Origin of the sequence: Kitasatospora sp. NPDC087271 (assembly GCF_044744605.1) — a bacterium.
GTDB lineage: Bacteria > Actinomycetota > Actinomycetes > Streptomycetales > Streptomycetaceae > Kitasatospora.
In genome coordinates this window covers 224,834-249,269 of the sequence record NZ_JBIUYQ010000005.1, presented here as the reverse complement: position 1 = coordinate 249,269, position 24,436 = coordinate 224,834, and the positions used below count along the sequence as shown (strand labels likewise).

At 73.0% G+C, this 24,436-nt stretch carries 22 protein-coding genes; 10 read left to right on the top strand and 12 right to left on the bottom strand.

The window, feature by feature from the left end:
• Window positions 1-29: 29 nt before the first annotated feature.
• The 3 genes from ACIO9K_RS11575 to ACIO9K_RS11565 form a co-directional block, all read right to left on the bottom strand.
• Window positions 30-413, bottom strand: a complete 384-nt coding sequence (locus tag ACIO9K_RS11575) for a barstar family protein (RefSeq protein WP_063346419.1) — start codon at window positions 411-413, stop codon at window positions 30-32.
• Window positions 414-454: 41 nt separating this feature from the next.
• The gene (locus tag ACIO9K_RS11570; protein ID WP_363581774.1) at window positions 455-1,108 is read right to left on the bottom strand and encodes a 4'-phosphopantetheinyl transferase superfamily protein; all 654 of its coding nucleotides are present in this window, start codon (window positions 1,106-1,108) and stop codon (window positions 455-457) included.
• A 502-nt stretch (window positions 1,109-1,610) separates the two neighbouring features.
• The gene (locus ACIO9K_RS11565; protein ID WP_400328732.1) at window positions 1,611-1,739 is read right to left on the bottom strand and encodes a hypothetical protein; all 129 of its coding nucleotides are present in this window, start codon (window positions 1,737-1,739) and stop codon (window positions 1,611-1,613) included.
• Window positions 1,740-1,878: 139 nt separating this feature from the next.
• On the opposite strand from ACIO9K_RS11565, the gene ACIO9K_RS11560 reads away from it, so the two are divergent.
• A complete protein-coding gene (locus ACIO9K_RS11560) occupies window positions 1,879-2,385 on the top strand; it encodes an SDR family oxidoreductase (protein ID WP_400328729.1) in 507 nt (168 codons plus the stop codon).
• A gap of 25 nt (window positions 2,386-2,410) precedes the next feature.
• Window positions 2,411-3,220, top strand: a complete 810-nt coding sequence (locus ACIO9K_RS11555) for an SMP-30/gluconolactonase/LRE family protein (protein WP_363623698.1) — start codon at window positions 2,411-2,413, stop codon at window positions 3,218-3,220.
• A gap of 57 nt (window positions 3,221-3,277) precedes the next feature.
• On the opposite strand, the gene ACIO9K_RS11550 is transcribed toward ACIO9K_RS11555, so the two are convergent.
• Window positions 3,278-3,487, bottom strand: coding sequence for a hypothetical protein (locus tag ACIO9K_RS11550; RefSeq protein WP_363581784.1), 210 nt, complete (start codon window positions 3,485-3,487; stop codon window positions 3,278-3,280).
• Window positions 3,488-3,748: 261 nt separating this feature from the next.
• Between ACIO9K_RS11550 and ACIO9K_RS11545 the strand changes: the two genes are divergently transcribed.
• Window positions 3,749-4,234, top strand: coding sequence for a cysteine/serine endopeptidase inhibitor (locus ACIO9K_RS11545; RefSeq protein WP_400328726.1), 486 nt, complete (start codon window positions 3,749-3,751; stop codon window positions 4,232-4,234).
• Window positions 4,235-4,358: 124 nt separating this feature from the next.
• Here the strand turns inward: ACIO9K_RS11545 and ACIO9K_RS11540 are convergent, their stop codons facing one another.
• Window positions 4,359-5,513 carry a serine hydrolase domain-containing protein gene (locus ACIO9K_RS11540; RefSeq protein ID WP_363623702.1) on the bottom strand — a complete coding sequence of 385 codons (1,155 nt, stop codon included), beginning with the start codon at window positions 5,511-5,513 and terminating at the stop codon, window positions 4,359-4,361.
• 462 nt (window positions 5,514-5,975) lie between these two features.
• On the opposite strand from ACIO9K_RS11540, the gene ACIO9K_RS11535 reads away from it, so the two are divergent.
• From ACIO9K_RS11535 to ACIO9K_RS11515, 5 genes are all read left to right on the top strand, one after another.
• Window positions 5,976-7,364, top strand: coding sequence for an FAD-binding oxidoreductase (locus ACIO9K_RS11535; RefSeq protein WP_363623727.1), 1,389 nt, complete (start codon window positions 5,976-5,978; stop codon window positions 7,362-7,364).
• Window positions 7,365-7,547: 183 nt separating this feature from the next.
• Entirely contained in the window at window positions 7,548-8,498 is a 951-nt protein-coding gene (locus ACIO9K_RS11530) for a DUF6528 family protein (RefSeq protein ID WP_363623706.1), read from the top strand.
• A 288-nt stretch (window positions 8,499-8,786) separates the two neighbouring features.
• Window positions 8,787-9,086: a hypothetical protein gene (locus ACIO9K_RS11525; protein ID WP_350880739.1), complete on the top strand. Its 300-nt coding sequence runs from the start codon at window positions 8,787-8,789 to the stop codon at window positions 9,084-9,086.
• Window positions 9,083-9,694 (top strand): acyl-CoA thioesterase, encoded by a 612-nt coding sequence (locus tag ACIO9K_RS11520; protein WP_400328721.1) that lies wholly within the window; start codon window positions 9,083-9,085, stop codon window positions 9,692-9,694. Before ACIO9K_RS11525 ends, ACIO9K_RS11520 begins: the two co-directional genes overlap by 4 nt.
• A gap of 342 nt (window positions 9,695-10,036) precedes the next feature.
• Entirely contained in the window at window positions 10,037-10,513 is a 477-nt protein-coding gene (locus ACIO9K_RS11515) for a DUF2267 domain-containing protein (RefSeq protein ID WP_079135401.1), read from the top strand.
• Here ACIO9K_RS11515 and manA read toward each other — a convergent pair.
• The 7 genes from manA to ACIO9K_RS11480 all read right to left on the bottom strand — a co-directional run bounded on the left by manA (window position 10,396) and on the right by ACIO9K_RS11480 (window position 20,452).
• Window positions 10,396-11,655, bottom strand: coding sequence for a mannose-6-phosphate isomerase, class I (manA, locus tag ACIO9K_RS11510; RefSeq protein WP_400328717.1), 1,260 nt, complete (start codon window positions 11,653-11,655; stop codon window positions 10,396-10,398). The genes ACIO9K_RS11515 and manA overlap by 118 nt on opposite strands.
• Window positions 11,656-11,679: 24 nt before the next feature.
• Entirely contained in the window at window positions 11,680-12,630 is a 951-nt protein-coding gene (locus tag ACIO9K_RS11505) for an ROK family protein (protein WP_363623712.1), read from the bottom strand.
• A 209-nt stretch (window positions 12,631-12,839) separates the two neighbouring features.
• The gene (locus ACIO9K_RS11500; protein WP_400328714.1) at window positions 12,840-15,881 is read right to left on the bottom strand and encodes an alpha-mannosidase; all 3,042 of its coding nucleotides are present in this window, start codon (window positions 15,879-15,881) and stop codon (window positions 12,840-12,842) included.
• A gap of 43 nt (window positions 15,882-15,924) precedes the next feature.
• Window positions 15,925-17,193, bottom strand: coding sequence for a glycosyl hydrolase (locus tag ACIO9K_RS11495; protein ID WP_363623716.1), 1,269 nt, complete (start codon window positions 17,191-17,193; stop codon window positions 15,925-15,927).
• Window positions 17,194-17,269: 76 nt separating this feature from the next.
• Window positions 17,270-18,187 carry a carbohydrate ABC transporter permease gene (locus ACIO9K_RS11490; protein WP_363623717.1) on the bottom strand — a complete coding sequence of 306 codons (918 nt, stop codon included), beginning with the start codon at window positions 18,185-18,187 and terminating at the stop codon, window positions 17,270-17,272.
• A 5-nt stretch (window positions 18,188-18,192) separates the two neighbouring features.
• The gene (locus tag ACIO9K_RS11485) at window positions 18,193-19,065 is read right to left on the bottom strand and encodes a sugar ABC transporter permease (RefSeq protein WP_363581806.1); all 873 of its coding nucleotides are present in this window, start codon (window positions 19,063-19,065) and stop codon (window positions 18,193-18,195) included.
• A 97-nt stretch (window positions 19,066-19,162) separates the two neighbouring features.
• Window positions 19,163-20,452: an ABC transporter substrate-binding protein gene (locus tag ACIO9K_RS11480; protein WP_400328709.1), complete on the bottom strand. Its 1,290-nt coding sequence runs from the start codon at window positions 20,450-20,452 to the stop codon at window positions 19,163-19,165.
• A 170-nt stretch (window positions 20,453-20,622) separates the two neighbouring features.
• On the opposite strand from ACIO9K_RS11480, the gene ACIO9K_RS11475 reads away from it, so the two are divergent.
• On the top strand, window positions 20,623-21,699 hold the full coding sequence (locus tag ACIO9K_RS11475; protein WP_363623721.1) for a LacI family DNA-binding transcriptional regulator: 1,077 nt from the start codon (window positions 20,623-20,625) through the stop codon (window positions 21,697-21,699).
• A gap of 215 nt (window positions 21,700-21,914) precedes the next feature.
• Complete coding sequence (locus ACIO9K_RS11470; RefSeq protein WP_400328705.1) at window positions 21,915-24,359, top strand: discoidin domain-containing protein; 2,445 nt, start codon at window positions 21,915-21,917, stop codon at window positions 24,357-24,359.
• Window positions 24,360-24,436 lie beyond the last annotated feature (77 nt).

The following is a 24,436-nucleotide window of genomic DNA, read 5'->3' as shown; positions in this document are numbered from 1 at the left end:
CGGCGACGTGCGCGGACCGCGTTGCGGCGTTAGGCCAGTCGGAGGCCTCCCGGGTGCTCCTCCTCGATGATCCGGACCAGCCAGTCGAACACCGTCGGCCCCTTGCCGGCCCTGGCGGCGGCGAGGTCGGCGCGGACGTGCTCGCGGTTGGCGGGGTGGCAGTGGGCCAGCCGCAGTTCCAGCTGGCGGACCGTCTCGGGGTAGCCGAGGTTGCGCCGGGAGACCGCGTGGTCGCGCCACTCGATCAGGTAGTCGCCGTCCTCGGGGGTGCCGTAGCCGCCGCGCAGGCAGTCGGCGAAGGCGTCGAGGTTCCGGCCGAAGTAGCCGTCGCTGCCGATGGTCTCACCGACCACGTCCCAGAAGTCGTCCAGCGTGTGGATCCGGGTGCCAGCTATCACATAGGTCACGGTCACGGGGTCGAGGATATGCCGAGTGCGGTCGTCGGTGCGCCGGACTACCGGGCGACCGCGATGGCGGTGGCGAGCAGGCCGTCACCGACGGCCCAGCGGCCCTCGAAGCCCTCGATGCGGCGGCCGTTGACGTTCGGGCCGGGGACCAGCAGCCGGGCGGTGAAGGAGCCGTCGGGGGAGAGGACCAGGTCGGCCTCGCTGAAGTCCAGGAACTGCTCGGTGAGCGGGAACCACGCCTTGTACACGGATTCCTTGGCGCTGAACAGGATGCGGTCCCACGGGGTGCCGGGGTGTTCGGCGAGCAGTTCGACGATCCGCTTCCCCTCCTCGGGCAGCGCGATGACGTCCAGGACGTCGTCCGGGAGCGGCAGGGCGGGCTCGGCGTCGATGCCGACCGAGGCGAGGTCGCCGGAGTGGGCGACGGCCGCCGCTCGGAAGCCCTCGCAGTGGGTGAGGCTGCCGACGACGCCGTCGGGCCAGCTCGGGGCGCCGCGCAGGCCGGGGACCAGCGGGCGGTAGGGGATGCCGAGGCGGGTGAGGGCGGTGCGGGCGCAGTGGCGGACGGTGGTGAACTCTCGGCGGCGCTTGGCCACCGCCTGGACGACGGCGGCCTCCTCGGCCGGTTCCAGCCGGGCCTCCGGCGGGTCGTCGTAGGACACCTCGGTCACGACGGCGTCCGGCAGCAGGTCCCCGATCACACGCTCCCCCTCGGTCGGTGCGCGGACGGCCGCCGCGCGGATCGAGCCTAACCCGGGTGGGGGTGGTCCCGGCGGGCCTTCCGGGGAAGATCCGCCGGGACCACCCGGAGCACCGGGAGCACCGGGAGCACTGAGGCCAACTCGCGGTACTGCTCGGCGTCGTCCAGCGACCGCAGCGGCCGGCCGCCGTGGCTCGACGGCCGGCCGAGGCCAGGCCCCAGCTGCGCGGGTAGCGCACCAGGCTCTGCGGGCCGCCGATGAGCGCGATCTCGCGCTCGACGTCCGGGCTCCAGTCGTCGGGCAGGTTCGGGTGGTGGAGGAAGCGGCCGAAGTGGCTGCGGGTGCCCTCGGGGAAGTGTCCGGCGGCGAGTTGGCGGGCGAAGCGGCTGCGGCGCAGTTCGTCCCAGCCGCCGTCGTAGCGGCCCCGGTGACGGGCAGGGGGGAAGAGGCCGGTCAGGCCTTCCAGGACGCCGTAGTACTGGTCGAAGGCCTGCTGCAGCGGTTAGTTGGCGCGGTCGTCGGCGGCGCAGGGGTCGCGGCGGCGGGGGTCGGCCGGCGGGTCGACGGGCCGGTCGGTGTGCGGGGTGGTCTGCGGAGCGGTCTGCGGGACACGGCGGACAGCGGTGTGCATCGGCCCTCCTTCCGGCTTGCCGCGAGTGGGCTCGGCGCTCATCGTGCTGAAGGGCGGGGCGCGCTGTCAATCGTCAACTTGACTGCTGGGAAAGGGTGTTGCCGACGCGTTGCGGTGTGTTGCGGCGGATGTCGCGGGGGTGGCGGGTGTGTTGCGGGCGGGAGTTCGACCTTGTGACGGGCTCGCGGCGGTTACTAACTTGCGGAGCGGAAGTAAGTTCGGAGCGGGCCGAGGGCGCGCCCTCGGGCCTTGGCGAAGGGGAGGTCGGTGCCCGTGCTGGAACTGCTGCACGCCCGCGTGCCGGTGCGGACCACGTGACGGGTGGCGCGACCGTCCGGCGGTGACGGAGCGTACGGACTGGGCGAGTGCTCCGAGGCCGGCCCGGGCGCCGGGCGGGCCAGGGCGGGCCAGGGCGGCGGTCGCTCCCGGCTTCGTCCCGGTGGAGCGCAACCGGCGCGTGTGGACGGCTCCGCAGCCGAGCGCCGCGATGCTACGGTCGTCCCCACTGGGGCGGTTCGGCAGTGCGGCCGAGGTCGCGCGGGTGGTCGGCTTCCTGGCGGGCGGGGAATCCTCGATCGTCAGTGCCGCCCGCCTCGCCGTGGACGGAGGAACGACCGCGATGCTGCCCGAAGCCCCGCTGCGCTGACACCTTGTTCGAGGAGGGCCCCGCTGTGCGTGCCGAACCGGTCGCCGACACACCGTACCTGGAGCTGGGCGAGGGCCCGCTGTGGGACCAGTCCGCGCAACTGCTGCGCTGGATCGGCATCCCCGACCGGCGGGTGCTCACCCTGGACCCGGCCTCGGGCGCGATCGGCTCGGTCGAACTCGACGCCACCCCCGGCACCTTGATGCCGTACGGCGACGGCGGGCTGATGCTCGCCACCGAGCGCGGCTTCGAACGGTTCGATCCGGCCACTGGCCGCACCACGCTGGTCGCCGCCGTCGAGGCCGACCGCCCGGACCGCCGGATGAACGACGGCAAGACCGACCCGTACGGCCGACCGGTCGCCGGCTCGATGGGGCGGGGGGAGCCGCGCGAGCCCGGATCGCTGTACCGGCTGGAGCGCGACGGCGGTGTCCGGGCGATCCTCGGCGGGCTCGACATCCCCAACGGCCTCGCCTGGCCGGAGCCCGACCGGCTCTGGCACATCGACACCACCACGCGCCGCATCGCCCTCTACCCCTACCCCGAGCACGGCCCCCTCGGCGAGCGGATCCGCACGCTCGACGTCTCCCACCTGCCGGGTTACCCGGACGGCATGACGCTCGACGCCGACGGCAACCTGTGGGTGGCGTTCTGGGACGGCTGGGCGGTGCGCTGCCTCTCGCCCGAGGGCGAGGTGCTGGCGTCGGTCGAGCTGCCGGTGCCGCGCGTCACCAGTTGCGCCTTCGGCGGGCCGGACGGGCGGACGCTCTACATCACGTCCGCCCGGTCCGACCAACACCCGCTGTCCGGCGGTCTGTTCAGCGTCCAGGTGTGAGGGGTCCGGGTGTGAGGGGTCCGGGTCTGGCGGCGCCGGGTTCGAGGGGGCGCGACCCTACTGCCCGAGCAGGCGGGCGAAGTCCAGCCCGAGGCTGCCGAGCACCGGCAGCGCGCCGAGGTCGGTGACGGCGCCGACGGGGATGCTGTAGCCCTGGTTCACCGCGCGGGGCGCGGGCGCGCCGTTGGCGGACACGGCGTTGGCGGGTGCGGCGGCGGCCGGGATCAGGGCGGCGCCGAGGAGCAGGGCGGCGAGTGCGGTGCGCATGGGGCGGGGCCTCCGGGGGTGGGCGTGGTGGCCTGTCAACACCCTGCGGCGCGGTGCGGTCACGTATCTTCGCCCCTTCGGCCGTATTGGTAAAGATTCCTGCCTTGTGTTCATGTCAACATGGCGGCGGTCTGGACCATGCCACCGTCGGGCGCATACGTTCTCTTCACTCGGACGGGCATCGGGCGATCTCGCTGAACCCCCTTGCGGCTTCGGCGACTTCTGCCTGTCATGCCCATGGCTAGAGAACCGGAGGGAACCATGCGCGCCATCAGCAAGAACCTCAGGATCCTCGCGGGCGCCCCGCTCGCGGCCGCCGCCCTCATCGCCCTCACCGCCGGCACCGCCAGCGCGGCGATACCGATCAACACGCCCATGTCCGGCAAGGCCACCTACTACAACGACGCCGGCTACGGCGCCTGCGGCACCCAGATCAACGCCTCCAACCAGATGCTCGTCGCGGTCTCCCACGCCTGGTGGACCAGCGCCAACCCCAACAACGACCCCCTGTGTCAGGGCATTTCGGTCAAGGTCAGCTACCAGGGCAAGACCGTCACCGTCCCCGTCCGGGACAAGTGCCCCTCCTGTGACGCCGGCCACCTCGACCTCAGCCAGCCCGTGTTCGCCCAGCTGGCCCCGCTCGGCCAGGGCGTCATCAACGGCCTCACCTGGCAGTTCGTCAAGGCCGGCCTGAACGGCAGGACCGTCGAACTCTCCGAGCCCGTCACCGGCTCCACCATCGGCTGAGACTGCGGATGAGCGACCGTGCCCGCCCCGTGACGCGGGGGCGGGCACGGCCGTCGCCCGGGGCCGCTTCCGGGCCTGGATGTTTCAGCGCCTCAGCGCCTCAGCGCCTCAGCGCCTCAGCGCCTCAACGGCAGAGCGCGGCGTCGACGGCGTCGGCGACGCGCTGCTTGACGTCGGCGGAGGGCAGGGTGGTGACGGCGATGTCGGCGGCGCGACCGTCCTCGGTGACACCACCGCGGGTCACGTAGCCCGGGAGCGTGCCGCCGTGGCCCCAGTACACGCCGCCGCAGGACAGCGGGCGGCTGGCGAGGCCCAGCCCGTAGCGGCCGCCGGGGCCCATGTACTCGGCGGGGACGGTGACCTGCATCTGGGCGAGCTGGGCCGGGGCCAGCAGCTCGCCGCCGAGCAGGGCACGGAAGAAGCGGTTGAGGTCGCTGTTCGTGGACACCAGGGCGCCGGCCGTCCAGGCCCAGGACATGTCCTGTTCGGTGACGTCCAGCGGCTGGCCGCCGGGCTCCTCGGTGAAGTAGCCGTGCGGGTGGCGCTCGTGCACCGTCATGTCGCCCTGGGCGGGGAAGTACGTGTGGCGCAGGCCGATGCGGTCGATGACCCGCCGGGTGATCTCCTCGCCGGCGGGCCGCCCGGTGACCTTCTGGATGATCAGACCGGCGATCAGGTAACCGGTGTTGCAGTACTTCCAGCCCTTGCCGGGCTCGAAGTCGGGCTTCTGTGCGAGCGCGAGGTCGAGCAGGTCGCGGGGCTCGTGGTACTGGGAGAGGCTCTGGTCGGGCAGGAAGTGGGTGTAGTCGGGCAGGCCGCTGGTGTGCTGGAGGATCTGGCGGACGGTGATCTTCCGCCCGTCGATCTCGCCACTGGCGCCGGTGCCGCGGACGAGGCCCGGCAGGTAGGTGTCGAGGGAGGCGTCCAGATCGACCTTGCCCTCGGCGACGAGCTGCAGGACGACGACGGCCGTGAAGGACTTGGTGTTGCTGCCCGCCCGGACCTGCCCGTCCACGGGCACCGCCGCGCCAGTGGCCAGATCGCCCACCCCGGCCGTGTAGGTGCGGGTGTGCCCGTTCCGGTCCCGCACGGTGGCCAGCGCGCCGGGCACACCGTCCTGCCGGACCAGCGCGTCGAGCCGCTGTTGGACGAGGTCGGCTCGGGGGCCCGCCGCCTGGGCTGCCGGCGCGGCGGCCACGCCGAACAGCAGGGCGCCCGCGGCGACGGCCGCCGCGCTGAGCCGGAGTGGTCGAATCCTGTACGGGGTGGACGGGTTCACGGAGCGTCTCCTCTCGTCGGGCCGGCGCGCCCGGGACCACCAGGGCACCACGCGGCACCGGCGACGGTCGTCCGCGCGCAGGAGGAGGGCAGGTCGGAGCCGTGGTCCTGACGGTCTACGACCTGCGGGGTATGAACGGCGATCCGGCCGGCGCTGTGTGATGGTGTCCGCCCCTGCGCGCCGCAGGGGCGGACACCCGGGTCCCGGTGGCGGTGCAGCCCTGCCTGAGCGCGGCGCAGGCGGCGCATCCGGCGTACGGGGAGAGCTTGACCAGGCTGCGGAGCATGGGTGTGCGGATCGCGGAGTTCACGCCGGGGGCGTACAGCTGGACGCGGGTGCTGGAGCTGCTGGCGGTCTGACAGGGTGGCTGGCCGGGCGGGGGGATCTTGGCAGTGTGGGGGTGTTCCGGCGTGACCGGTGCGGCGTAGCGTCCGGGCAGGTCGGCGACGGGTGTGGGAGGTTCTGGTGGCGGTCAACGGCGAGGTGTCGTTCTGGTACGCGGCGAGCGGGTTGCCGGAGCCGGGGCCGGCGTTGCCCGGGAGCGCGGATGTGGACGTGTGCGTCGTCGGCGGCGGGTACACCGGGCTGTGGACGGCGTACTACCTGAAGAAGGCGGAGCCGTCGCTGCGGATCGCGGTGTTGGAGCGCCGGTTCTGCGGTTACGGCGCCTCGGGCCGCAACGGCGGGTGGCTGTACAACGGTTTCGCGGGCCGGGGCGCGTTCGCGAAGCGGTACGGCCCGGGCGCGGCGGCGGCGATGCAGCGGGCGATGGACGAGGCGGTCGGGGAGGTCGTGGACGTCGCCGCCGCCGAGCGGATCGACGCGCACATCGTGCGTGGCGGGGTGCTCGAAGTAGCCAGGAACAGAGCCCAGTTGGAGAGGCTCAAGGCTTTCGCCGCCGCCGAGCGGGCGTACGGCGAGGGCCGCGTCGAGCTGCTGGGCGCCAAGGAGGCCGCCGACCGGATCGCCGTCGCGGGCGCCCTCGGCGGCACCTGGACGCCGTACGGTGCGCGGATCCAACCGGCCGAGCTGGTACGCGGGTTGGCGCGGGTGGTGCGGGACCTCGGGGTGGCGGTGCACGAGGGGACGGCGGTGACGGCGATCCTGCCGGGCACCGCGTACGCCCGGCCGCGCGCGGTGACGCCGCAGGGCACGGTGACCGCCGAGTACGTGCTGCGCGCCACCGAGGGGTTCACGGCCGGCCTGCGCGGCGAGCGGCGGACCTGGTTGCCGATGAACTCGGCGATGATCGCCACCGAGCCGCTGCCGCCCGCCTTCTGGGCGGACGCGGGCTGGCAGGGCCGCGAGGTGCTGGGCGACTTCGCGCACGCCTACATGTACGCGCAGCGCACCGCGGACGACCGGATCGCGCTGGGCGGCCGGGGCGTGCCGTACCGGTTCGGCTCGCGGACGGATGCGGACGGCGGCACCCAGGTGGAGACCGTGCGCCAGCTCCGGCAGATCCTGAACCGCTTCTTCCCGGCGGCCGCGAGCGCCCGGATCGACCACGCCTGGGCGGGCGTGCTCGGCGTCCCCCGGGACTGGTGCGCCACGGTGGAGCTGGACCGTGCGAGTGGCCTCGGCTGGGCGGGCGGGTACGTCGGCAGCGGGGTGACCACGACGAACCTGGCGGGCCGGACCCTGCGCGACCTGGTCCTCGGGCGGGACACCGGGCTGACCGGGCTGCCCTGGGTGGGCCACACCGTGCGCCGCTGGGAGCCCGAGCCGCTGCGCTGGATCGGGGTGCACGCGATGTACGCGGCCTACCACGCGGCGGACCGCCAGGAGGCGGGCGGACGGGCCACCACCTCGCCGATCGCCCGCGTCGCGGACGTCGTCTCCGGGAGGTAGTGAACGCGGCCGCGCGGGTCCGGGCGTGAGGGCGGGCACCCGCGCGGATCCGGACGGTGGCGAGCACGGTGGCGGATTCGCCACCCCGGATCCGCCACCGTGCTCGCCACGGCCGTTCGGACGCTCCGCCGTGCAAAGCGGCCCGGGAACAAGCACGGTGGGGGCGTGCTGAGGAGAACGCTGGTGGCCCTGTGTGCTCTGTGCGTCCTGCTGTTCTGCGTGCCGGCGACCGGCGCGCAGGCCAGGTCGCCCGGGTGGGCGGTCGTGGTGGTGGACCAGGAGTCCCGTAGCGTCCTGGTGCTGCAGAGCGCCGAGGAGCTGATGGCCTACCGGGGCCCGGGGCGGCTGCCGGTCGTGTGGGGCTGGAGCGCCGACCGGGCGGCCGGGCTCGCGGACCTGACGCCCGCGCGGAGCTGGACGAATCCGGACGAGGCGAAGAGCCGGGTGCGGCAGGGCCGGCGCTACCTGCTGACCACCGCCTCCGGCGGCCTGGCCGCCGTCGTGGACACCACCACCGGCGCGACCCGCTGGGCGGCGGACCTGGGCGGGGCGGTCAATCCGCACAGCATCGAGCTGCTGCCGGACGGCAACGTCGCGGTCGCGGCGAGCGGCGGCGGGTGGGTGCGGCTGTACGCGGCCTCGCAGGGGCCGCGCGCCACCGCCCACGCAGGCTACCCGCTCCCGGGCGCGCACGGCGTGCACTGGGACGGCCGGACGGGCCTGCTCTGGGTGCTCGGCGACGACGTGCTGACCGCGCTGCGGGTGGGCGGCACCCCGGCGGCGCCCACCCTGACCGCCGTCCGCTCGACGCCGCTGCCCGACCACGGCGGGCACGACCTCGCGCCGGTGCTGGCCGAGCCCGGACGGTTCTGGGTGAGCACGCTGACCGGCCTGTGGCGGTACGACCCGGCGGCCGACCGCTTCACCGCCGTGCGGCTGGGCGACCCCGCAGCCGTCCGGGACGTGAAGAGCGTCGGGGACGAGCCCGGCACCGGACGGCTGCTGACCGTGGCCCCCGACCACAGCGGGCCGTGTTCCTGGTGCACCTCGGTGATCACCCTGCACCGGCCGGACGGGACGCGGATGCTGCGCGGGACGCATCTCTACAAGGCGAGGTGGTGGGGAGGCTGGTAGCAGATCCGCGACGTGCAGGTGTCGGTTTCGGGGTTCGGGTCGGCGATGCCACCCGTTCTGCCGACGGCATTCGGATGATGGGGCATATTGTGTACCCCGCCAAACTACTCCAATAGGAGTGAGTTTCCCGTCGCCGTCCGTAAACCATCCGTCGACCGTGTCGGCTGGGATAGCGTCGAAGGCGTCGGGGGGCCGACACCGATTCGGTGTATTCGAACACTAGTTACCGGGCCGTAATGGCCGGAATGAGTCATGGAGAAAAACGTGTCGAATTTGATGCCGGAAAACATGCCGGAGAAAATGCCGGACACCGTCGACGACCTGCAACTCGCGGCGGAATCGCTGGCCGCTTTCCCGGCCCGGGGTGCGGCCGTCGGCGCCGATGTCACCGAGCGCCTCGCGGCGGTCGCCGAACTCTGCCGGTCGGTCGACGCGGTGCTCGACAGCCTGGTCGTCCAGGTCGCCGCGGAAGCGGCCGAGGAGGGTTGGACGGCGGCCCGGATGGCGGCGGAGCAGTCCGGTTACTACGCGAGGTTGCGCCGGGCACTGCTCCCCGCCGCGACCGGCGCCGGGCTGACGCAGCAGTGAGCGCGCTGCACCCGGGCGTGCACGTGCTGTCCTGCCCCACCCGGTGGAGCGACGTCGACGAGAACGGGCACATCAACAACGCCCGGCTGGTCGGCTACGTCCAGGAGGGGATTTACGACATGTTCTGCCACCACGAGACCGCCGTCCGGGACGCCCTGTTCCCGTCCGGATTCATTATCGCGCGGCACGAGATCGATTTCCTGGAGCAGTTGTACCACCGGCCCGAGCCTTTGTCGGTGCAGTTGACGGTTGAACGGATCGGGCGGAGTTCCACGCATGTCGTGGTGAATGTCTGCCGTGACCCGCTCACCTTTATGCGGGCCAGGACCGTGGTGGTCGCGCGGGACCGTGAATCCGGCCGCTCGCGCAAACTCAGTTCGAACGAGCGGCGTTTTCTCGAGGCGTTTATGCCGGATGCCGTGCAGGCCGTCGCGGTCCCGCCGGCCGCGTCGGCTGTGTCCACCGCGCCGGCTGTGTCCACCCTGCCCGCTGTGCCCGCCGCACCGGCCGTGCCGGTCACGGCGCCTCCGCCGCAGCGCGTGGCGGCCCGCTCGGGCGCCGCTCTGCCGCACCGCACCCGCAGACGGTGTCGGGCGTCGGTGGCCTGACACCCGGCCCCCTGGTGGCCCCGCGCCGGGCAGGGCGCGGGCCGGCGGCGTGATCGACAACGGCGTCGATCCGTCCGGCCGGTCTCCCTGCCGCCGTGCCGCCGTGCCGCAGTACGCTGAGCAGCACGGGTACCGGCGAACCCCGGGCGGTCACGGGCCGTGACGGCGCAGCCGACCGGACCTCCCCGCCACCAGTCGTCCGCCACGGGCCGTCCGCCACACCAGCCGTCCGCCGCCTCCGGGCCACCGGGCCAGGGATCGTCCGCGAGAGGGCCGGCGGCTCTCGGCCTCCGGCTTCCGGGCGGAGCGCAGCCGGTCCCCGCCGACCGGAAGGAGGACGCGATGACCATCTCCCCGGAGGACTTCCGCGCCCGCGTCGTCGACTGCGGGGAGTACCCGAGCGAGGCGGAGGCGGAGCACGCCATCCGGGTCGTGCTCGCGCTGCTCGGTGAGCACCTGGTCGGGGCCGAACGGGCCGAGCTCGCCGACGCGCTGCCCGAGGCGTACGCCCCGCTGCTGCGCGATGCCGGGCCCGCCGCCGAACCGCTGACCGCCGAGCGCTTCGTGCGCGGCGTGGTCGGCTGGATCGACGGCGCGACCGAGGCGACCGGGCCGTGGGACATCGGGGCCGTGCTCGGCACCCTCGCCGACCTGGCCCCGGGGGAACTGGTCGACCGCGTGGTCGAGCAGCTCCCGGACGGCTACGACCTGCTGTTCGGCCACCCGGTGCCGGCCTGGGCCGGCGCGCCGGTGGTGGCCCGGAACAGCTCCGCACCCCGGCCGGTCAGCTCGACCGGTCCGGCGCCCGGCCGCAGGTAGACGGACGCGCCCCGGGGGAGGTCGAGGTCCGCGAAGCCGGGGGCGTGCAACCGGGCGCGGCCCTCGACGCACAGCAGGATCTGCGGGGTGGGCAGCTCGGCGCGGACGGCGGCCGGGCCGGGGCGCAGCCGGGAGAGCCTGAACTCCTCGGCGGGGGAGGGGAATTCCTCCTCGAATCGGTCGCCCGGGAGTGCCGTGAGGACCTGCGGTTCATCGGTGCGGAAGGACGTGACCGCCAGCAGGCCGTCGACGTCGACGTGCTTGGGGGTGAGCCCGCAGCGCAGCACGTTGTCCGAGTTGGCCATCAACTCCACGCCCACGCCCCGGAGATAGGCGTGCGGAACCCCGGCGTCCAGGTAGAGGGCCTGGCCCGCCGTGAGCCGGACGTGGTTGAGCAGCAGCGCGGCGATCAGGCCCGGGTCGCCGGGGTACTGCGCGGCGGCGCGGGCGTAGCCGGCGCAGGCCTCGGCGAACGGGCCGCCCTCGGCCGCGAGCCGGTGCAACGCCCTGGTGACGTCGCCGAGTTGGCTGCGGGTCGGCCGGTCCTCGGCCAGGACCCGGCGCAGCAGCGCGGGCAGGGCCTCGGCGGCGGGGTGCGCGCGCAGGTCGTCCGCCCAGGGGGCGAGCAGCGGGACGGCGAGCGCGTCCAGCAGCCGGGCCGTGTCGGCGGCCGGTCGGAAGCCGCACAGCGCTTCGAAGTCCCCGAGGGCGCAGATGAGTTCGGGCTTGTGCCCGGGGTCCTTGAAGACCCGCTCGGGTGCGTCGAGCGGGACGCCGCGAGCCTCCTCGGCCGCGTACCCGGCCGCCGCCTGGGTCCGGGTCGGGTGGACCTGGAGGGAGAGCGCCCGGTCGGCGGCCAGCACCTTGAACAGGAACGGAAGCGTCGGGCCGAACCGCCCCACGGTGTCCGGCCCGAGCATGGCGTTCGGGTACCGCTGGATGAGTTCGTCCAGCGGCTGCGGCCCGCCGGCGCCGTCCGGAGCCAGCAGCTCGGAGGGCGCCGACGGGTGTGCGCCCATCCACAGTTCGGCCTGCGGGGCGCCGGTCGGCGTGGTGCCGGTCAGCGCGGGGATGGCGGTGGGCGAGCCCCACGCGTACGGGCGGACCGGGTTGTGGAGCAGGGCGAAGGGCGGGAGCGACATGGCGCGGCCTCCGAGGGGTTCGGGTCAGCGGCAGAGCGCGGCCGCGCCGATCAGCCCGGCATCGGTGCCGAGTTCGGCGCGGCGGACGTCGAGGCCGCGGATGTAGGACAGCGTGGCGTAGCGGTCGAGGTGGCGGGCGAGCGGTGCGAACAGGACGTCGCCGGCGGTGGCGACGCCGCCGCCGACCACCACCCGGTCGAGGTCGACCAGGGCCGCGGTGGCGGCGATCCCGGCGGCGAGGGCCTGGGCGGCGCGGTCGAAGGAGGCGAGCGCGATCGGGTCGCCCGCCTCGGCGTCGGCGGCGACGGCCCGGGCCGAGCGGTCCTCCCCGGCCGGGCGCCAGCCCTCGGCGAGGGCCCGGCGGGCGATGGCGGTGCCGCTGGCGAGGCCCTCCAGACAGCCGCGCGAGCCGCACGGGCAGGGCTCGCCGTCCAGGTCGACGGTGATGTGGCCGAGGTGGCCGGCGTTGCCGCTGGGCCCGGGGCGGACGGCGCCGTCGAGCACCAGCCCGGCGCCGACCCCGGTCGACACCACCAGGCACAGCGCGTTGGCCGCGCCCCGGGCGGCGCCCTGCCAGTGCTCGGCGGCGGCCATCGCGACGCCGTCCCCGGCCAGTTGGACGGGCAGCCGCCGGGCGGCCACCGCCGGGTGCGCGGCGACCTCGGCGACCAGCGGGAAGTCGAGCCAGCCGGGGATGTTGACGGGGCTGACGGAGCCGGCGACGAGGTCGACCGGGCCGGCACTGCCGATCCCGACGGCCGTCACGGCGGCCCAGTCGGCGGTGCGGGCGAGCCGGTCCAGCACCTCGTGCACGACGGCGAGCACGGCCGCGCCCGGCTCCCGGGCCGGGGTGGGCAGTTGGTGCCGGTGCCGCAGCCGCCCGTGGCCGTCGACCAGCGCCCCGGCGATCTTGGTGCCGCCGATGTCCACGGCGGCGAACAGCGGGGTGGCGGCGGGCGGCGGGGTGAGGGTCATCGCGGCGGGCTCCAGGCGGGTTCGGGCGGGGGCGGCGCCCCGGCGGGCGGGCCGGGGCGCCGATCAGCGTAGTGCGGCATGCGGGGCGCGGCGGGCGGGGTGCGGGACCCCGAACGGCGGGGCTCCGAACAGCGGGGCTCCGAACAGCGGGGCTCCGAACAGCGGGGCCCCGAACGGCGGGGCCCCGCCCGCCCGTCAGTCGGCGGTGCTCAGCCCGCCGCGCTCAGGCGCAGCGTGACCAGCTCGAACGGCCGCAGCGCCAGCCGCACCGCGCCGTCCTCCACGGCCACCTCGCCGCGGGTGCCGTCCCAGGGCCGCTCCAGCAGGTCGCAGGGGACGGCGCCGGCCAGCGGGTAGGAGGTGGTGAGCAGGCCCCGGGCGCGGCCGCCACCCGCCTCGTAGACCCGGACGATCAGGTCGCCGCTGCGGTCGTCGGCGAGCTTGACCGCGCTGACCACCAGCGCGTCGTTGTCCAGCTGCACCAGCGGCGCGACCTGCTCGGCGCTGCCGGTGACGCGCCGCTCGGGCAGGCCGATCCGGTAGCCCTCGCGGACGGCGTCGCCGATCGCCGCACCCGGGACGAGGGCGTGCCGGAAACGGTGCAGGCCCTGGTCGGTCTTCGGGTCGGGGAAGCGGGGCGCGCGCAGCAGCGAGAAGCGGACCGTGGTGGTGGTGCCGCCGTCGGTGTCGCGGACGGCGCGGGTGACGTCGTGTCCGTAGGTGGAGGCGGTGACGAGGGCGACGCCCCAGCCGGGCTCGTCGAGGTGGACGAAGCGGTGGTTGCAGGCCTCGAACTTGGCGGCGTCCCAGCTGGTGTTGGTGTGGGTGGGCCGGTAGAGGTGGCCGAACTGGGTCTCGGCGGCGTACCGCTCGGTGTGCACGTCCAGCGGGAACGCGGCCTTGAGGAACTTCTCGGTCTCGTGCCAGTCGACCTCGGTGTCGATGTCGAGCCGCTGCTCGCCCGCCCGCAGGGTGAGCGTCTGGACGACGGTGGACGAGCCGAAGGAGCGCGCCACCCGGACGGCAGCCTGGTCGGGGGCGGAGAGCGCCGTCAGCGCGTCCACGGCGGTCAGGTCGGTGACGGTGTTGCGGTAGAACTGGTCGACGTCCCAGGCGTCCCACATGTTGGGGAAGTCCGGGTGCAGCTGGAGCAGGTTGGCCCGGGTGCCGGGGGCGACGGTCTCCCGGCCGCTCGCCACCTCGACCACCGACGCGACCAGGCCGTCGGCGTCCACGACCACGTCCAGCAGCCCGTTGCGCAGCAGGAAGCCGCCCTCGGGCCGCTCGATGACCTCGCAGGCGCCCGAGCCGAGCGCGGCCGGGGCGGCCCCGCCGGCCGGGACGGCCGAGCGCGGGTGCGGCGCCGAGTTGAACACCAGCTCGCGCCCGCCGGCGGAGTCCCCGGCGAGGGCCTGCTGGGCGCCGTCGATCAGCGAGTCCAGCTCCGCGGCCAGCGCCGCGTACGTCGCCTCGGCCTCGCGGTGCACCCAGGCGATGGAGGAGCCGGGCAGGATGTCGTGGAACTGGTGCAGCAGGACGGTCTTCCAGATCCGGTCCAGCTGCTCGTACGGGTAGGCCGCGCCGGTGCGCAACGAGGCGGTGGCGCACCAGAGTTCGGCCTCGCGCAGCAGGTTCTCGCTGCGCCGGTTGCCCTGCTTGGTCTTCGCCTGGCTGGTCAGGGTGGCCCGGTGCAGCTCCAGGTAGAGCTCGCCGACCCAGACCGGCGGGTTCGGGTACTCGGCCTCGGCCTTGGCGAAGAACTCGGCGGGCTTCTCCCAGCGGACGGTGGCCGAGCCCTCCAGGTCCTTCATCCGGCCCGCCTTGGCGACCATCTCGCGGGTGGTGCCGCCGCCGCCGTCGCCCCAGCCGGTCGGGGCGAGCGAGTGCCGGGCCACCCCCTTGTCCTTGAAGTTCCTTGCCGCGTGGGCGATCTCGCTGCCCTTCATGGAGCAGTTGTAGGTGTCCACGGGCGGGAAGTGGGTGAAGATCCTGGTCCCGTCGATGCCCTCCCAGAGGAAGGTGTGGTGCGGGAACTTGTTGATCTGGCTCCACGAGATCTTCTGCGTCAACAGCCACTTGGAGCCCGCGTTGCGGATGATCTGCGGCAGGCCGCCGGTGAAGCCGAAGGTGTCGGGCAGCCATGCCTCGTGGTTCTCCACCCCGAACTCGTCCAGGAAGAACCGCTTGCCGTGCACGAACTGCCGGGCCATCGCCTCCGAGCTGGGCATGTTGGTGTCGGACTCGACCCACATGCCGCCGGCCGGGACGAACCGGCCCTCCGCCACGGCCTTCTGCACCCGGGCGTACACCTCGGGGCGGTGCTCCTTGATCCAGGCGAACTGCTGTGCCTGGGACATGGTGTAGAGGAAGTCCGGCTCGTCCTCCAGCAGCGCGGTCATGTTGGCGGTGGTGCGCGCCACCTTGCGGACGGTCTCGCGCAGCGGCCAGAGCCAGGCCGAGTCGATGTGCGCGTGGCCGATCGCACTGATCCGGTGCGCGGACGGCACGGCGGGCGCGGCCAGCACGTCGGTGAGCTCCGAACGGGCGGCGGCCGCCGTGCCGTTGACGTCCTGGAGGTCGATCGCGTCGAGCGCCCGCTCGACCGCGCGCAGGACGTCCCAGCGGCGGGCGCCGTCCACCGGCAGCTCGGCCATCAGCTCGCCGAGCACCTCCAGGTCGATCACCAGTTGCCAGACCGTCTCGTCGAAGACGGCGAGGTCCATCCGGGTCAGCTTGTACTGCGGCTGGTCGCCGGCGGTGTCCTTGTCGCCCAACTCGGTGGGCAGGAAGGGGTGGTAGTCCAGGATGACCGGGTTGGAGGCCGCCTCGATGTGCAGCAGCACCTGCTCGCCGCCGGCCGCGGGGGCGGCGATGCGCACCCACTGGTTCTGCGGGTTGAGGCCCTTCACCGGGGTGCCGTCCGGGCGGTAGACCAGGCCCTCGCACTGGAAGCCGGGCATGTTGGCGTCGAAGCCGAGGTCGATCAGCGCCTCGACCGTCCGCCCGGCCCAGGCCTTCGGCACGGTGCCGGTCACGGTGATCCAGCTGGTGCCCCACGGCGCGCCCCAGGCGTCGCCGACCGCGACCGGGGTGCGCGGCGCGGCCAGGCCCTCGGCGACCGGGACGGGCTCGCCGGGTGCGGTCCAGATGCCGACCTCCAGCGGGACGGACTCGGGGTAGACGGCCGGGCGGATGCGCTCGTCCAGGACGCGCTTGAGGCGGGACTCGACCAGCGTGCGGTCATCGTGCATGTCAGCGGGCTCCGTTGCGTGACTGAGGGCGGAACAACAGGGGTCAGAGAGAACGTACGTCGTCCGGGTGGACCACCTCGGTGATCCCGCGCGCGGCCAGGTGGGCCTGGTCCTCGGCGTGCTCGGCGAGGACGGTGGTCGGGCGGGCGCCCGCCTCGGCGAGGCGCATGAACGCCTCGTAGACGGCGCCGCCGGGCCCGCAGACCGAGCGCTTGGGCGCGGTCACCTCGTCCCCGGTGGCCACCACCACGGCGGTGGTGCGCGGCTCGGGCGGCTGCCAGGAGCGGCGCGCCTCGGCGGCGGCCTCGGCCAGCCGGGCGCCGGCCGGCTTGACCGCGCGGTCGGTGGTGAGCAGGCCGAGGCTGTACTCCAGCTCGGGGAAGTCGGCCAGCGAGCGGTCCACGTCGTGCGAGCACCACCAGGTGACGCCCCACACGTCCGGGCAGTCGAGCACGGCCTCGACGGTGGCGCCGGTGAACCGGGCGGCGTCCTCGGCGGTGATGTGCGGGGCGGGGGCGCCGACCTCCTGCAGCCAGACCGGGCGGGCCGGGTCGTCCGCCCAGGCCTTGGAGAGCTCGACCAGGTAGGCGGCGTGCTGCGCGGTGGCGGTGGAGTGGGCGCCGTAGCGCTGGGCGGTGCCGTTGAACACCCAGGAGTGCACGGCGGTGGCGGCGCCGATCCGGGCCGAGTGCCACGGGGTGAACGGGTGTTCGTCCAGGTACCAGGCGGCGTCGTAGGAGGCGTGCAGGTGCATCCGGCCGGGCGCGCCCTGCTCGCAGGCGTCGAGCATCCGGCGCAGCCAGGCGTCGGCCTGCCCGGGGGTGATCCGGTCGGGGTCGGGGTGCGGTTCGCCGGAGAACTGGTTGATCTCGTTGCCGAGCGTCATGCCGAGGAAGTTGGGCCGCTCGTGCAGCGCCTCGGCGAGGGTGCGCAGGTAGGCGGCCTGGCCGTCGAGGACCTCGGGGTCGGTGAAGATGTTCCGCCGGTGCCAGGTCTGCGTCCAGGAGGGCAGGAAGTCGAAGCTCGACAGGTGGCCCTGGAGGCCGTCCACCGCGACGTCCAGGCCGCGTTCGCCGGCCGCGTCCACCAGGGCCGCCAGCTGCTCGACGGCGCGCGGGCGGATCAGGGTGCGGTTGGGCTGGAACAGCGGCCAGAGCGGGAAGACCCGGACGTGGTCCAGGCCGAGTGCGGCGATGGAGTCGAAGTCGGCGCGGACGGCGTCGAGGTCGAAGTCGAGCCAGTGGTGGAACCAGCCGGCGCTGGGCGTGTAGTTGACGCCGAAGCGGGGGCGCTGCGGTGCGGGGTTGCTCATGGGCGGGTGAGTCCTCAACGGGTGTGGGGCGAACGGGCGGTGGGGTCAGGAATCGTCGGACACGTCCGGCCGGGGCCTAACCCTTGACGGCTCCCTCCTCGACGCCCTTGAAGAAGAAGCGCTGGCAGACGCCGAACACCACGACGATCGGCAGGAAGGCGATCATGGTGCCGGCCGCGATCAGCCGCGGGTTCGCGGAGAAGGTGCCGTTGAGGTACTGGAGTCCGACGGTGAGGGTGTACTTCTGCGGGTCGTTGAGCACGATCAGGGGCCAGAGGAAGTCGTCCCAGGCGCCGATGAAGGTGAAGATGACGATCACGCTGAGCATGCCGCGCACGTTGGGCAGGCCGATGTGCCAGAGCCGCTGCCACACGGTGGCGCCGTCGACCAGGGCGGCCTGGTCGAGCTCGAGCGGGACGGCGGCGAAGGCGGTGCGCATCAGCAGCACGTTGAGCATGGCGATCGCGCCGGGCAGGGCGACGCCGGTCAGGGTGTCGGCCAGACCGAGGCCGCGCACCAGCACGTACTGGGAGACGATGGTGACCTCGCCGGGGAGCACCAGGGTGGCGAGGAAGAGGCCGAGGACGAGCTTGGCGCCGCGGAAGCGAAGCCGGGCGAGCGCGAAGCCGGCCAGGGTGCAGCCGACCACGTTGCCGGTGATGCAGATGGCGGCGACGATCAGCGAGTTGAGGGCGTAGGTCCAGACCGGAATGGTCTCGGCGACCTTGCCGTAGTTGCCGAAGGTCAGCTGTTCGGGGATGAAGCTCGGGGTGCTGGTGTAGACGTCCTCGTTGGGACCCTTGAGGGAGGTGGAGAGCTGCCACAGGAACGGCCCGACCACCAGCAGCAGGACGAGCACCAGGAGCAGGTAGCGACCGGCGGTCTGGGCGGTGGAGGGGGTGTTGAAGCCCCGGGATCCCTGGGAGCCGCGGGATCCCTGCGAGCCCTGGGAACCTTGAGCGCGGCGGACGGCCTTCGAACGGGGGGAGGTCACGGGGTTCAGGCCGCCTTCCGGTTCAGGCGCATCAGCAGCAGCATCGGGCCGAGGGTGATGACGAAGAGCATCAGGCTGAGCGCGGAGGCGTAGCCGAGGTGGCCGTTGAAGCCGCGGCTGTACATCTGGATCAGCATCACCACCGACATGTCCCGCCCGCCCGGGCCGCCCTGGCCGTGGGAGAGCACGTACAGCTCGGAGAAGACGCGCAGCGCACTGACCGAGATGAGGACGGAGACGAGCATCATGGTCGGCCGCACCCCGGGCAGGGTGACGTGCCAGAACCGGCGGATCGGGCTGGCGCCGTCGACGGCCGCCGCCTCGTGCAGTTCGCGCGGGACGTTGGCGAGGGCGGACAGGTAGATGACCATGTAGTAGCCGAAGCCCTTCCAGACCGTCAGGGCGATCGCGCTGAACAGCAGCAGCCAGCGGTCGGTGAGGAAGGCGACCGGGGAGTCGGTCAGACCGGACTGCTGGAGCAGGCCGTTGACCAGGCCGCGGTCGTCCAGCACCCAGCCCCAGATCAGCGCCACCACGACGGCGGAGGCGATGACCGGGGTGTAGAAGGCGGTGCGGAAGAAGGTGATGCCGGGGATCTTGCGCTGGACGAGCAGGGCGAGCAGCAGCGGCAGGATGGTCAGCAGGGGCAGGCAGACCAGCATGAAGACGATGCTGTTGAGCAGGGCGTCGGCGAGCTGTTCGTCGTCGAGCAGGCGCCCGTAGTTCTCCAGGCCGGTGAACTGCCCGCCGCCCAGGGGCTTGGCGTTGGTGAAGGACAGGATCACCGTGTTGACGGCCGGCCAGAGGTTGAAGACGGCCAGCCAGAGTATCGCGGGCCCGGCGAGCAGCCAGGGGGTGAACCAACGCCGGTGGGTCATGCCGTTGCCTTCCTGGGGGTGGTGCGGGTCATTCCCGGGTGCGGCGGGCGGGGGTGGCCCGCCGCTTGACCGGTACGGTCGGGGTGGCGCCTGGCCGTCAGCCCTTGAGCAGCTTGTTGCACTGCTCGACGGCGGAGTCCAGCGCCTGCTTGGAGCTCGCGTCGCCGCTGATGGCCAGCGCGATCTGCTGGTTGATGATGGTGCTCATGGCGTCGTCGACCTGGACGGGCTGGATCAGCTTGGCCTTGGCGAGCGAGTCGAAGGCGACGACCTTGGCGTCGCCGGCGTTGGTGCCGTCGCTCTTGCTGAAGAACGGGTCGTTCGCGGAGGCCTTGGTGGACGGGAAGACGCTGGTCAGGTGGGAGAACGCGGCCTGGTTCTCGGCGCTGGTGACCCAGCGGGCGAGGGCGACGGCGGCGGCCGGGTTCTTGGTGTTCTTCGGGATGGTCAGGCCCTGCACGTACAGCGGCGGGACGCCCATGGTGGGGGAGGAGACCATCTTCGGGGCGATCGTCGGGTTGTCGGTGGCGAGGCTGGTGATGAAGTTGCCGCCGCCGGTGGTCCAGGCGGCCGTGCCCGCGTTGAAGAGCTTGGAGTTGCCGACGTAGGTGTTGGTCAGCACGTCCTTGGGCAGCAGGCCCTCCTTGAAGGCGTCGCGGTACTTGTCGAGCAGCGCGGCGGCCTCGGGGGTGTTGAAGGTGAAGGACTTGCCGTCGTCGGACATGAGCTTCACGCCGGCGTTGTAGAGGTCGCCGAGGCCCGGCTTGCGGCTCATCAGGTAGGTCTGGCCGCCGGACTTCTCCTTCATCACCCGGGACTGGGCGATCAGGTCGTCCAGGCTGGCGGGGAGCTTCTTCGGGTCCAGCCCGTTCTTCGTCAGGAGTTCCGAATTCCAGTAGTTCACATCGGTGTTGAGGTACCACGGGTAGCCGAAGGTGCCGTTCAGGCCGGTGTAGCGGTAGGCCTCGACGCCGCCCGCGACGTACTCGTCGGCGAGCTTCGGGTCGGCCTTGAGGACGTCCAGCAGGAGGTCCTTCTTGGCCAGCGGGAAGGCGAAGTCCGGCGGGAGGTTGACCACGTCGGGCAGGCCGCCGGACGCGGCCTGGCTGAGCACCTTGTCGGAGTAGCCCTCGCCGGGCTGGTCGAGCCACTCGACCTCGACGCCGGGGTACTTCTTCTTGAAGCCGTCGAGGACGCCCTGCATGTAGTCGGTGAACTTCGGCTTGAGCGCCCAGGTCTGGATCGAGACCTTGCCCTTGACCTCGCCGGTGGCGGCCGCACTCGCCACGCTGTCGCTGTTCTTGCTTTCGCCGGAGCCGAGTCCGCAGCCGGTGAGTGCGGCCGCGGTGAACGCCGTCGTGGTCAGTGCCGCCCAGATTCTTCGCATGAGGGTCTCCCGGTCCTGGGGGTGGGTGGGGGATCGTGCCGAGCTCGGGGGGTGGTTTTGGGTCACGGGGGTGGTGCCGAGTTCCAGAACCTGTCTTACTAAACCGGTCTAGCTATGCCAGGGACTATGCTCCCGCCTAAACTTGGATGTCAAGAGAGGAGTCGGGTTCTGTGGCCAGACCGACGATCGCCGACATCGCGCGCCAGGCCGGTGTCTCCAAGGGCGCGGTCTCCTTCGCGCTCAACGGCCGCCCCGGCGTGAGCGAGGCGACCAGGGCCCGGATCCTGCGGGTCGCCGAGGAGATGAACTGGCGCCCGCACAGCGCCGCGCGGGCCCTCGGCGGAGCCAGGGCCGACGCCGTCGGGCTGGTGATCGCCCGCCCGGCCCGCACCATCGGCGTCGAGCCGTTCTTCAGCCAACTGCTGTCCGGCCTCCAGGCGGTGCTCTCGGCGAGCTCCGTCGCGCTGCACCTGATGGTGGTCGAGGACACCGCCGCAGAGATCGAGGTCTACCGGCGCTGGGCCTCCGAGCACCGGGTCGACGGCTTCATCGTCGTCGACCTCCAGGTCCGCGACCCGCGGCTGCCGGTGCTGGACGAACTCGGCCTGCCCGCCGTCATCCTGGGCGGGCCCGGCAAGGGCGGCGGCCCGCTGCGGATCTGGGCCGACGACCGGGAGGCGATGCTCTCCATCGTCGACTACCTGGCCGCCATCGGGCACCGCCGGATCGCCCACCTGGCCGGGCTGCCGCACTTCCAGCACACCCAGCGGCGGATCCGCGCGCTGCGCGACGCCTCCCGCCGGCTCGGACTGGAGGAGGCCGTGTCGGTGCCCACCGACTTCAGCGACGCCGAGGGCGCCGCCGCCACCCGCACCCTGCTCTCCCGGCCCCGGCGGCCCACCGCGATCGTCTACGACAGCGACGTGATGGCCGTCGCCGGGCTCGGCGTGGCCGGGGAGATGGGCGTCGCGGTGCCCGCCGAACTGTCCATCGTCTCCTTCGACGACTCGGTGCTGGCCCGGATCGTCCACCCGCCGCTGACCGCGCTCAGCCGGGACACCTTCGCGCTCGGCGAGCAGGTCGCCCGCAGCCTGCTGGCGGCCCTCGACGAGCCCGGCCCGGGGCGCGACCTGCAGATGCCCACACCGCGGCTGACCGTGCGCGAGTCCACCTCGCCGCCGGGGGCCGAGCCACCCGACGGGGTGGTTGCTGCGCGAGTCGTTGACAGCGCTCCTGAACCGGTTTAGGTTCGCTGCGCCGAGCGGCCTCCGCCCGGCGCGCACCCAGGCCCGCACCCTCCGCAGGCCCGCACCCCCGGCGGGCCCGCCGCGTCGCGGCTGCGGCCGGCCGCAGCCGCGACACGGTCACCCCGCCTCCTCGCGCACCGCCACGCCCACATGCACCCGGCCCGTCCACGCCGACGGCCCGCCCCCACCCACCTCCGCTCGATCGGAGCCACCGCATGTCACGACGGATACCCCTGCTGCTCAGCGCCGCCCTCGCGGCCGCCGTGCTGGGTGCCGCCCCCGCCGCCCACGCCGGGCCGCAGGCGCCCACCACCCCGGCCGCCGGCACCCCGGGCACCCAGCCCTACGCCTCGTACTGGTACCCCTCCACCATCCTCAACTGGGACCCGGCCACCGACCCGGACGCCCGCTTCAACCGCTCCCGCGTCCCGCTCCAGCCGCGCACCAGCGACCCCGCCCTCAAGGCCAACCCCAACGCCCGCACCGGTGAAGGGAAGATCGCCTCCCTGGTCTCCTTCGGGCCCACCTCCAACAACCCCTCCCAGGGCTCCGCCGACCCCAACTACTACGCCTTCGGCTACTGGCAGTACGTCGACAAGCTGGTCTTCTGGGGCGGCTCGGCCGGCGAGGGCCTGATCCTCGCCCCCAACCCGACCGTCATCGACGCCGCCCACCGCAACGGCGTCAAGGTCTACGGCACCGTCTTCTTCCCGCCCGCCGCCTACGGCGGCCAGCTCCAGTGGCTCCGCGACTTCGTCCAGAAGTCCGGCAACACGTACCCCGTCGCCGACAAACTCGCCCAGGCCGCCCAGTACTACGGCTTCGACGGCTGGTTCATCAACCAGGAGACCGGCGGCGGCGATTCGGCCCTCGCCACCGAAGTGCGCAACCTCATGCAGTACAGCAAGGCCAAGAGCGGCACCGAGTTCATGTGGTACGACGCCATGACCACCTCCGGCTCGGTCAACTGGCAGAACGCCCTCACCTCCGCCAACTCCCCGTTCCTCCAGGAGGGTTCGAAGCGCACCTCGGACTCGATGTTCCTGAACTTCAACTGGAGCTCCGGCGGCCTGAACTCCTCCCGCGCGCTGGCCCGGCAACTCGGCCGCAGCGAGTACGACCTCTACTCCGGCATCGACACCGAGGCCAACGGCTACAACACCGGCGTCGACTGGAAGTCCCTCTTCCCGACCGGCCAGCCGCACACCACCTCGCTCGGCCTCTACCGGCCCGAATGGACCTGGAAGTCCGCCACCGACCGGGCCGACTTCTACGCCAAGGACGCCCGCTACTGGGTCGGCGCCGACAACGACCCGTCCAAGGCCAACCCCTCCGACAACTGGCCCGGCCTGGCCGGCTACGTCGCCGAGTCCTCGCCGATCACCGCCAAGCCCTTCGTCACCAACTTCAACACCGGGCAGGGGGACTTCTACAACTCCGCCGGCACCCGGGTCGCCACCGGCGGCTGGAACAACCTGTCCCTCCAGGACGTCCCGCCGACCTACCGGTGGATGGTCGACTCCGGCGGCAGCAAGCTCACCCCGTCCGTCGACTTCACCGACGCCTACCAGGGCGGCTCCTCGCTGCGCCTCACCGGCACCCTGGACGCCGCCAACACCGTGCGGCTGTACGAGACCAAACTGCCCGTCGCCGCGAACACCAAGCTGGACCTGGTGGTCAGGACCCCGGCCGCCGGGCCCACCAAGCTCAAGGCCGCGGTCTCCTTCACCGACGCGCCGAACAGCTTCACGACGATCGACGTCGGTGCCAACTCCGGTACCGGCTGGGAGCGGCACACCCTCGACCTCGCCCCGTACGCGGGCCGTACCATCGCCCAGCTCGCCCTCCGGGCCGACGGCTCCGACCCCGCCTACGACGTGCGGATCGGCCAGATCTCCGTCCACGACGGCGACGTGGGTGCCCCGGCGGCGCCCAGCGGCCTCACCGTCCTCGGCGCGAGCGACGTGACGGCGGGTTCCAGCCAGTCGCTGCGGCTCTCCTGGACGGCCGCGCCCGGCGGCGACGTCCACCACTACGAGGTGTACCGGCGCAACGCCGACGGCAGCCGGACCTTCCTCGGCGCGACCCCCAACGACGCGTACTACGTCGGGCGGCTCGACCGGGCCGGCACCGAGGACGCCACCACCCTCGACGTCGAGGCCGTCTCCACCACCTACGGCCGCTCCACCGCCGCCTCCACCACCGTCGGCTGGACGGGCACGCCGCCCGCGACCGGCGGCAACCTGGCGCTGAACCGCCCGGCCACCGCCTCCGGCCAGTGCAACGCCAACGAGGGCCCGGCCAAGGCCGTCAACGGCAGCGTCAACGGCGGCACCGGCGACAAGTGGTGCAGCCTGAACAGCTCCAAGTGGCTTGAGGTGGACCTCGGTTCGGCCAAGCAGCTGTCGAAGTTCGTGGTCAAGCACGCGGGCGCGGGCGGTGAGAGCGCGGCCTTCAACACCCGCGACTTCTCGATCCAGGTCCGCTCGAACACCACCGACCCCTGGACGACGGTCGCCGACGTCACCGGCAACACCGCGGGCACCACCACCCACCCGGTGACCACCACCGCCCGCTACGTCCGGCTGGTCGTCACCAAGCCCACCCAGAACACCGACCCGGCCGCCCGCATCTACGAGTTCGAGGCCTGGGGCCAGTAACCGGGCACGTCAGCACCTCCCGCCGGGCGCGGCACCCGACCCCGCGCCCGGCCCCCGCACCTGCACCGAAAGGACCC

Coding starts and splice junctions, on each gene's coding strand:
- ACIO9K_RS11565 (WP_400328732.1), bottom strand. CDS start 1,739: ATGCACACCGCTGTCCGCCGTGTCCCGCAGACCGCTCCGCAGACCACC.
- ACIO9K_RS11550 (WP_363581784.1), bottom strand. CDS start 3,487: ATGCGCACCGCACTCGCCGCCCTGCTCCTCGGCGCCGCCCTGATCCCG.
- ACIO9K_RS11545 (WP_400328726.1), top strand. CDS start 3,749: ATGCGCGCCATCAGCAAGAACCTCAGGATCCTCGCGGGCGCCCCGCTC.
- ACIO9K_RS11525 (WP_350880739.1), top strand. CDS start 8,787: ATGCCGGAGAAAATGCCGGACACCGTCGACGACCTGCAACTCGCGGCG.
- ACIO9K_RS11515 (WP_079135401.1), top strand. CDS start 10,037: ATGACCATCTCCCCGGAGGACTTCCGCGCCCGCGTCGTCGACTGCGGG.
- manA (WP_400328717.1), bottom strand. CDS start 11,655: ATGTCGCTCCCGCCCTTCGCCCTGCTCCACAACCCGGTCCGCCCGTAC.
- ACIO9K_RS11505 (WP_363623712.1), bottom strand. CDS start 12,630: ATGACCCTCACCCCGCCGCCCGCCGCCACCCCGCTGTTCGCCGCCGTG.
- ACIO9K_RS11500 (WP_400328714.1), bottom strand. CDS start 15,881: ATGCACGATGACCGCACGCTGGTCGAGTCCCGCCTCAAGCGCGTCCTG.
- ACIO9K_RS11495 (WP_363623716.1), bottom strand. CDS start 17,193: ATGAGCAACCCCGCACCGCAGCGCCCCCGCTTCGGCGTCAACTACACG.
- ACIO9K_RS11485 (WP_363581806.1), bottom strand. CDS start 19,065: ATGACCCACCGGCGTTGGTTCACCCCCTGGCTGCTCGCCGGGCCCGCG.
- ACIO9K_RS11480 (WP_400328709.1), bottom strand. CDS start 20,452: ATGCGAAGAATCTGGGCGGCACTGACCACGACGGCGTTCACCGCGGCC.
- ACIO9K_RS11470 (WP_400328705.1), top strand. CDS start 21,915: ATGTCACGACGGATACCCCTGCTGCTCAGCGCCGCCCTCGCGGCCGCC.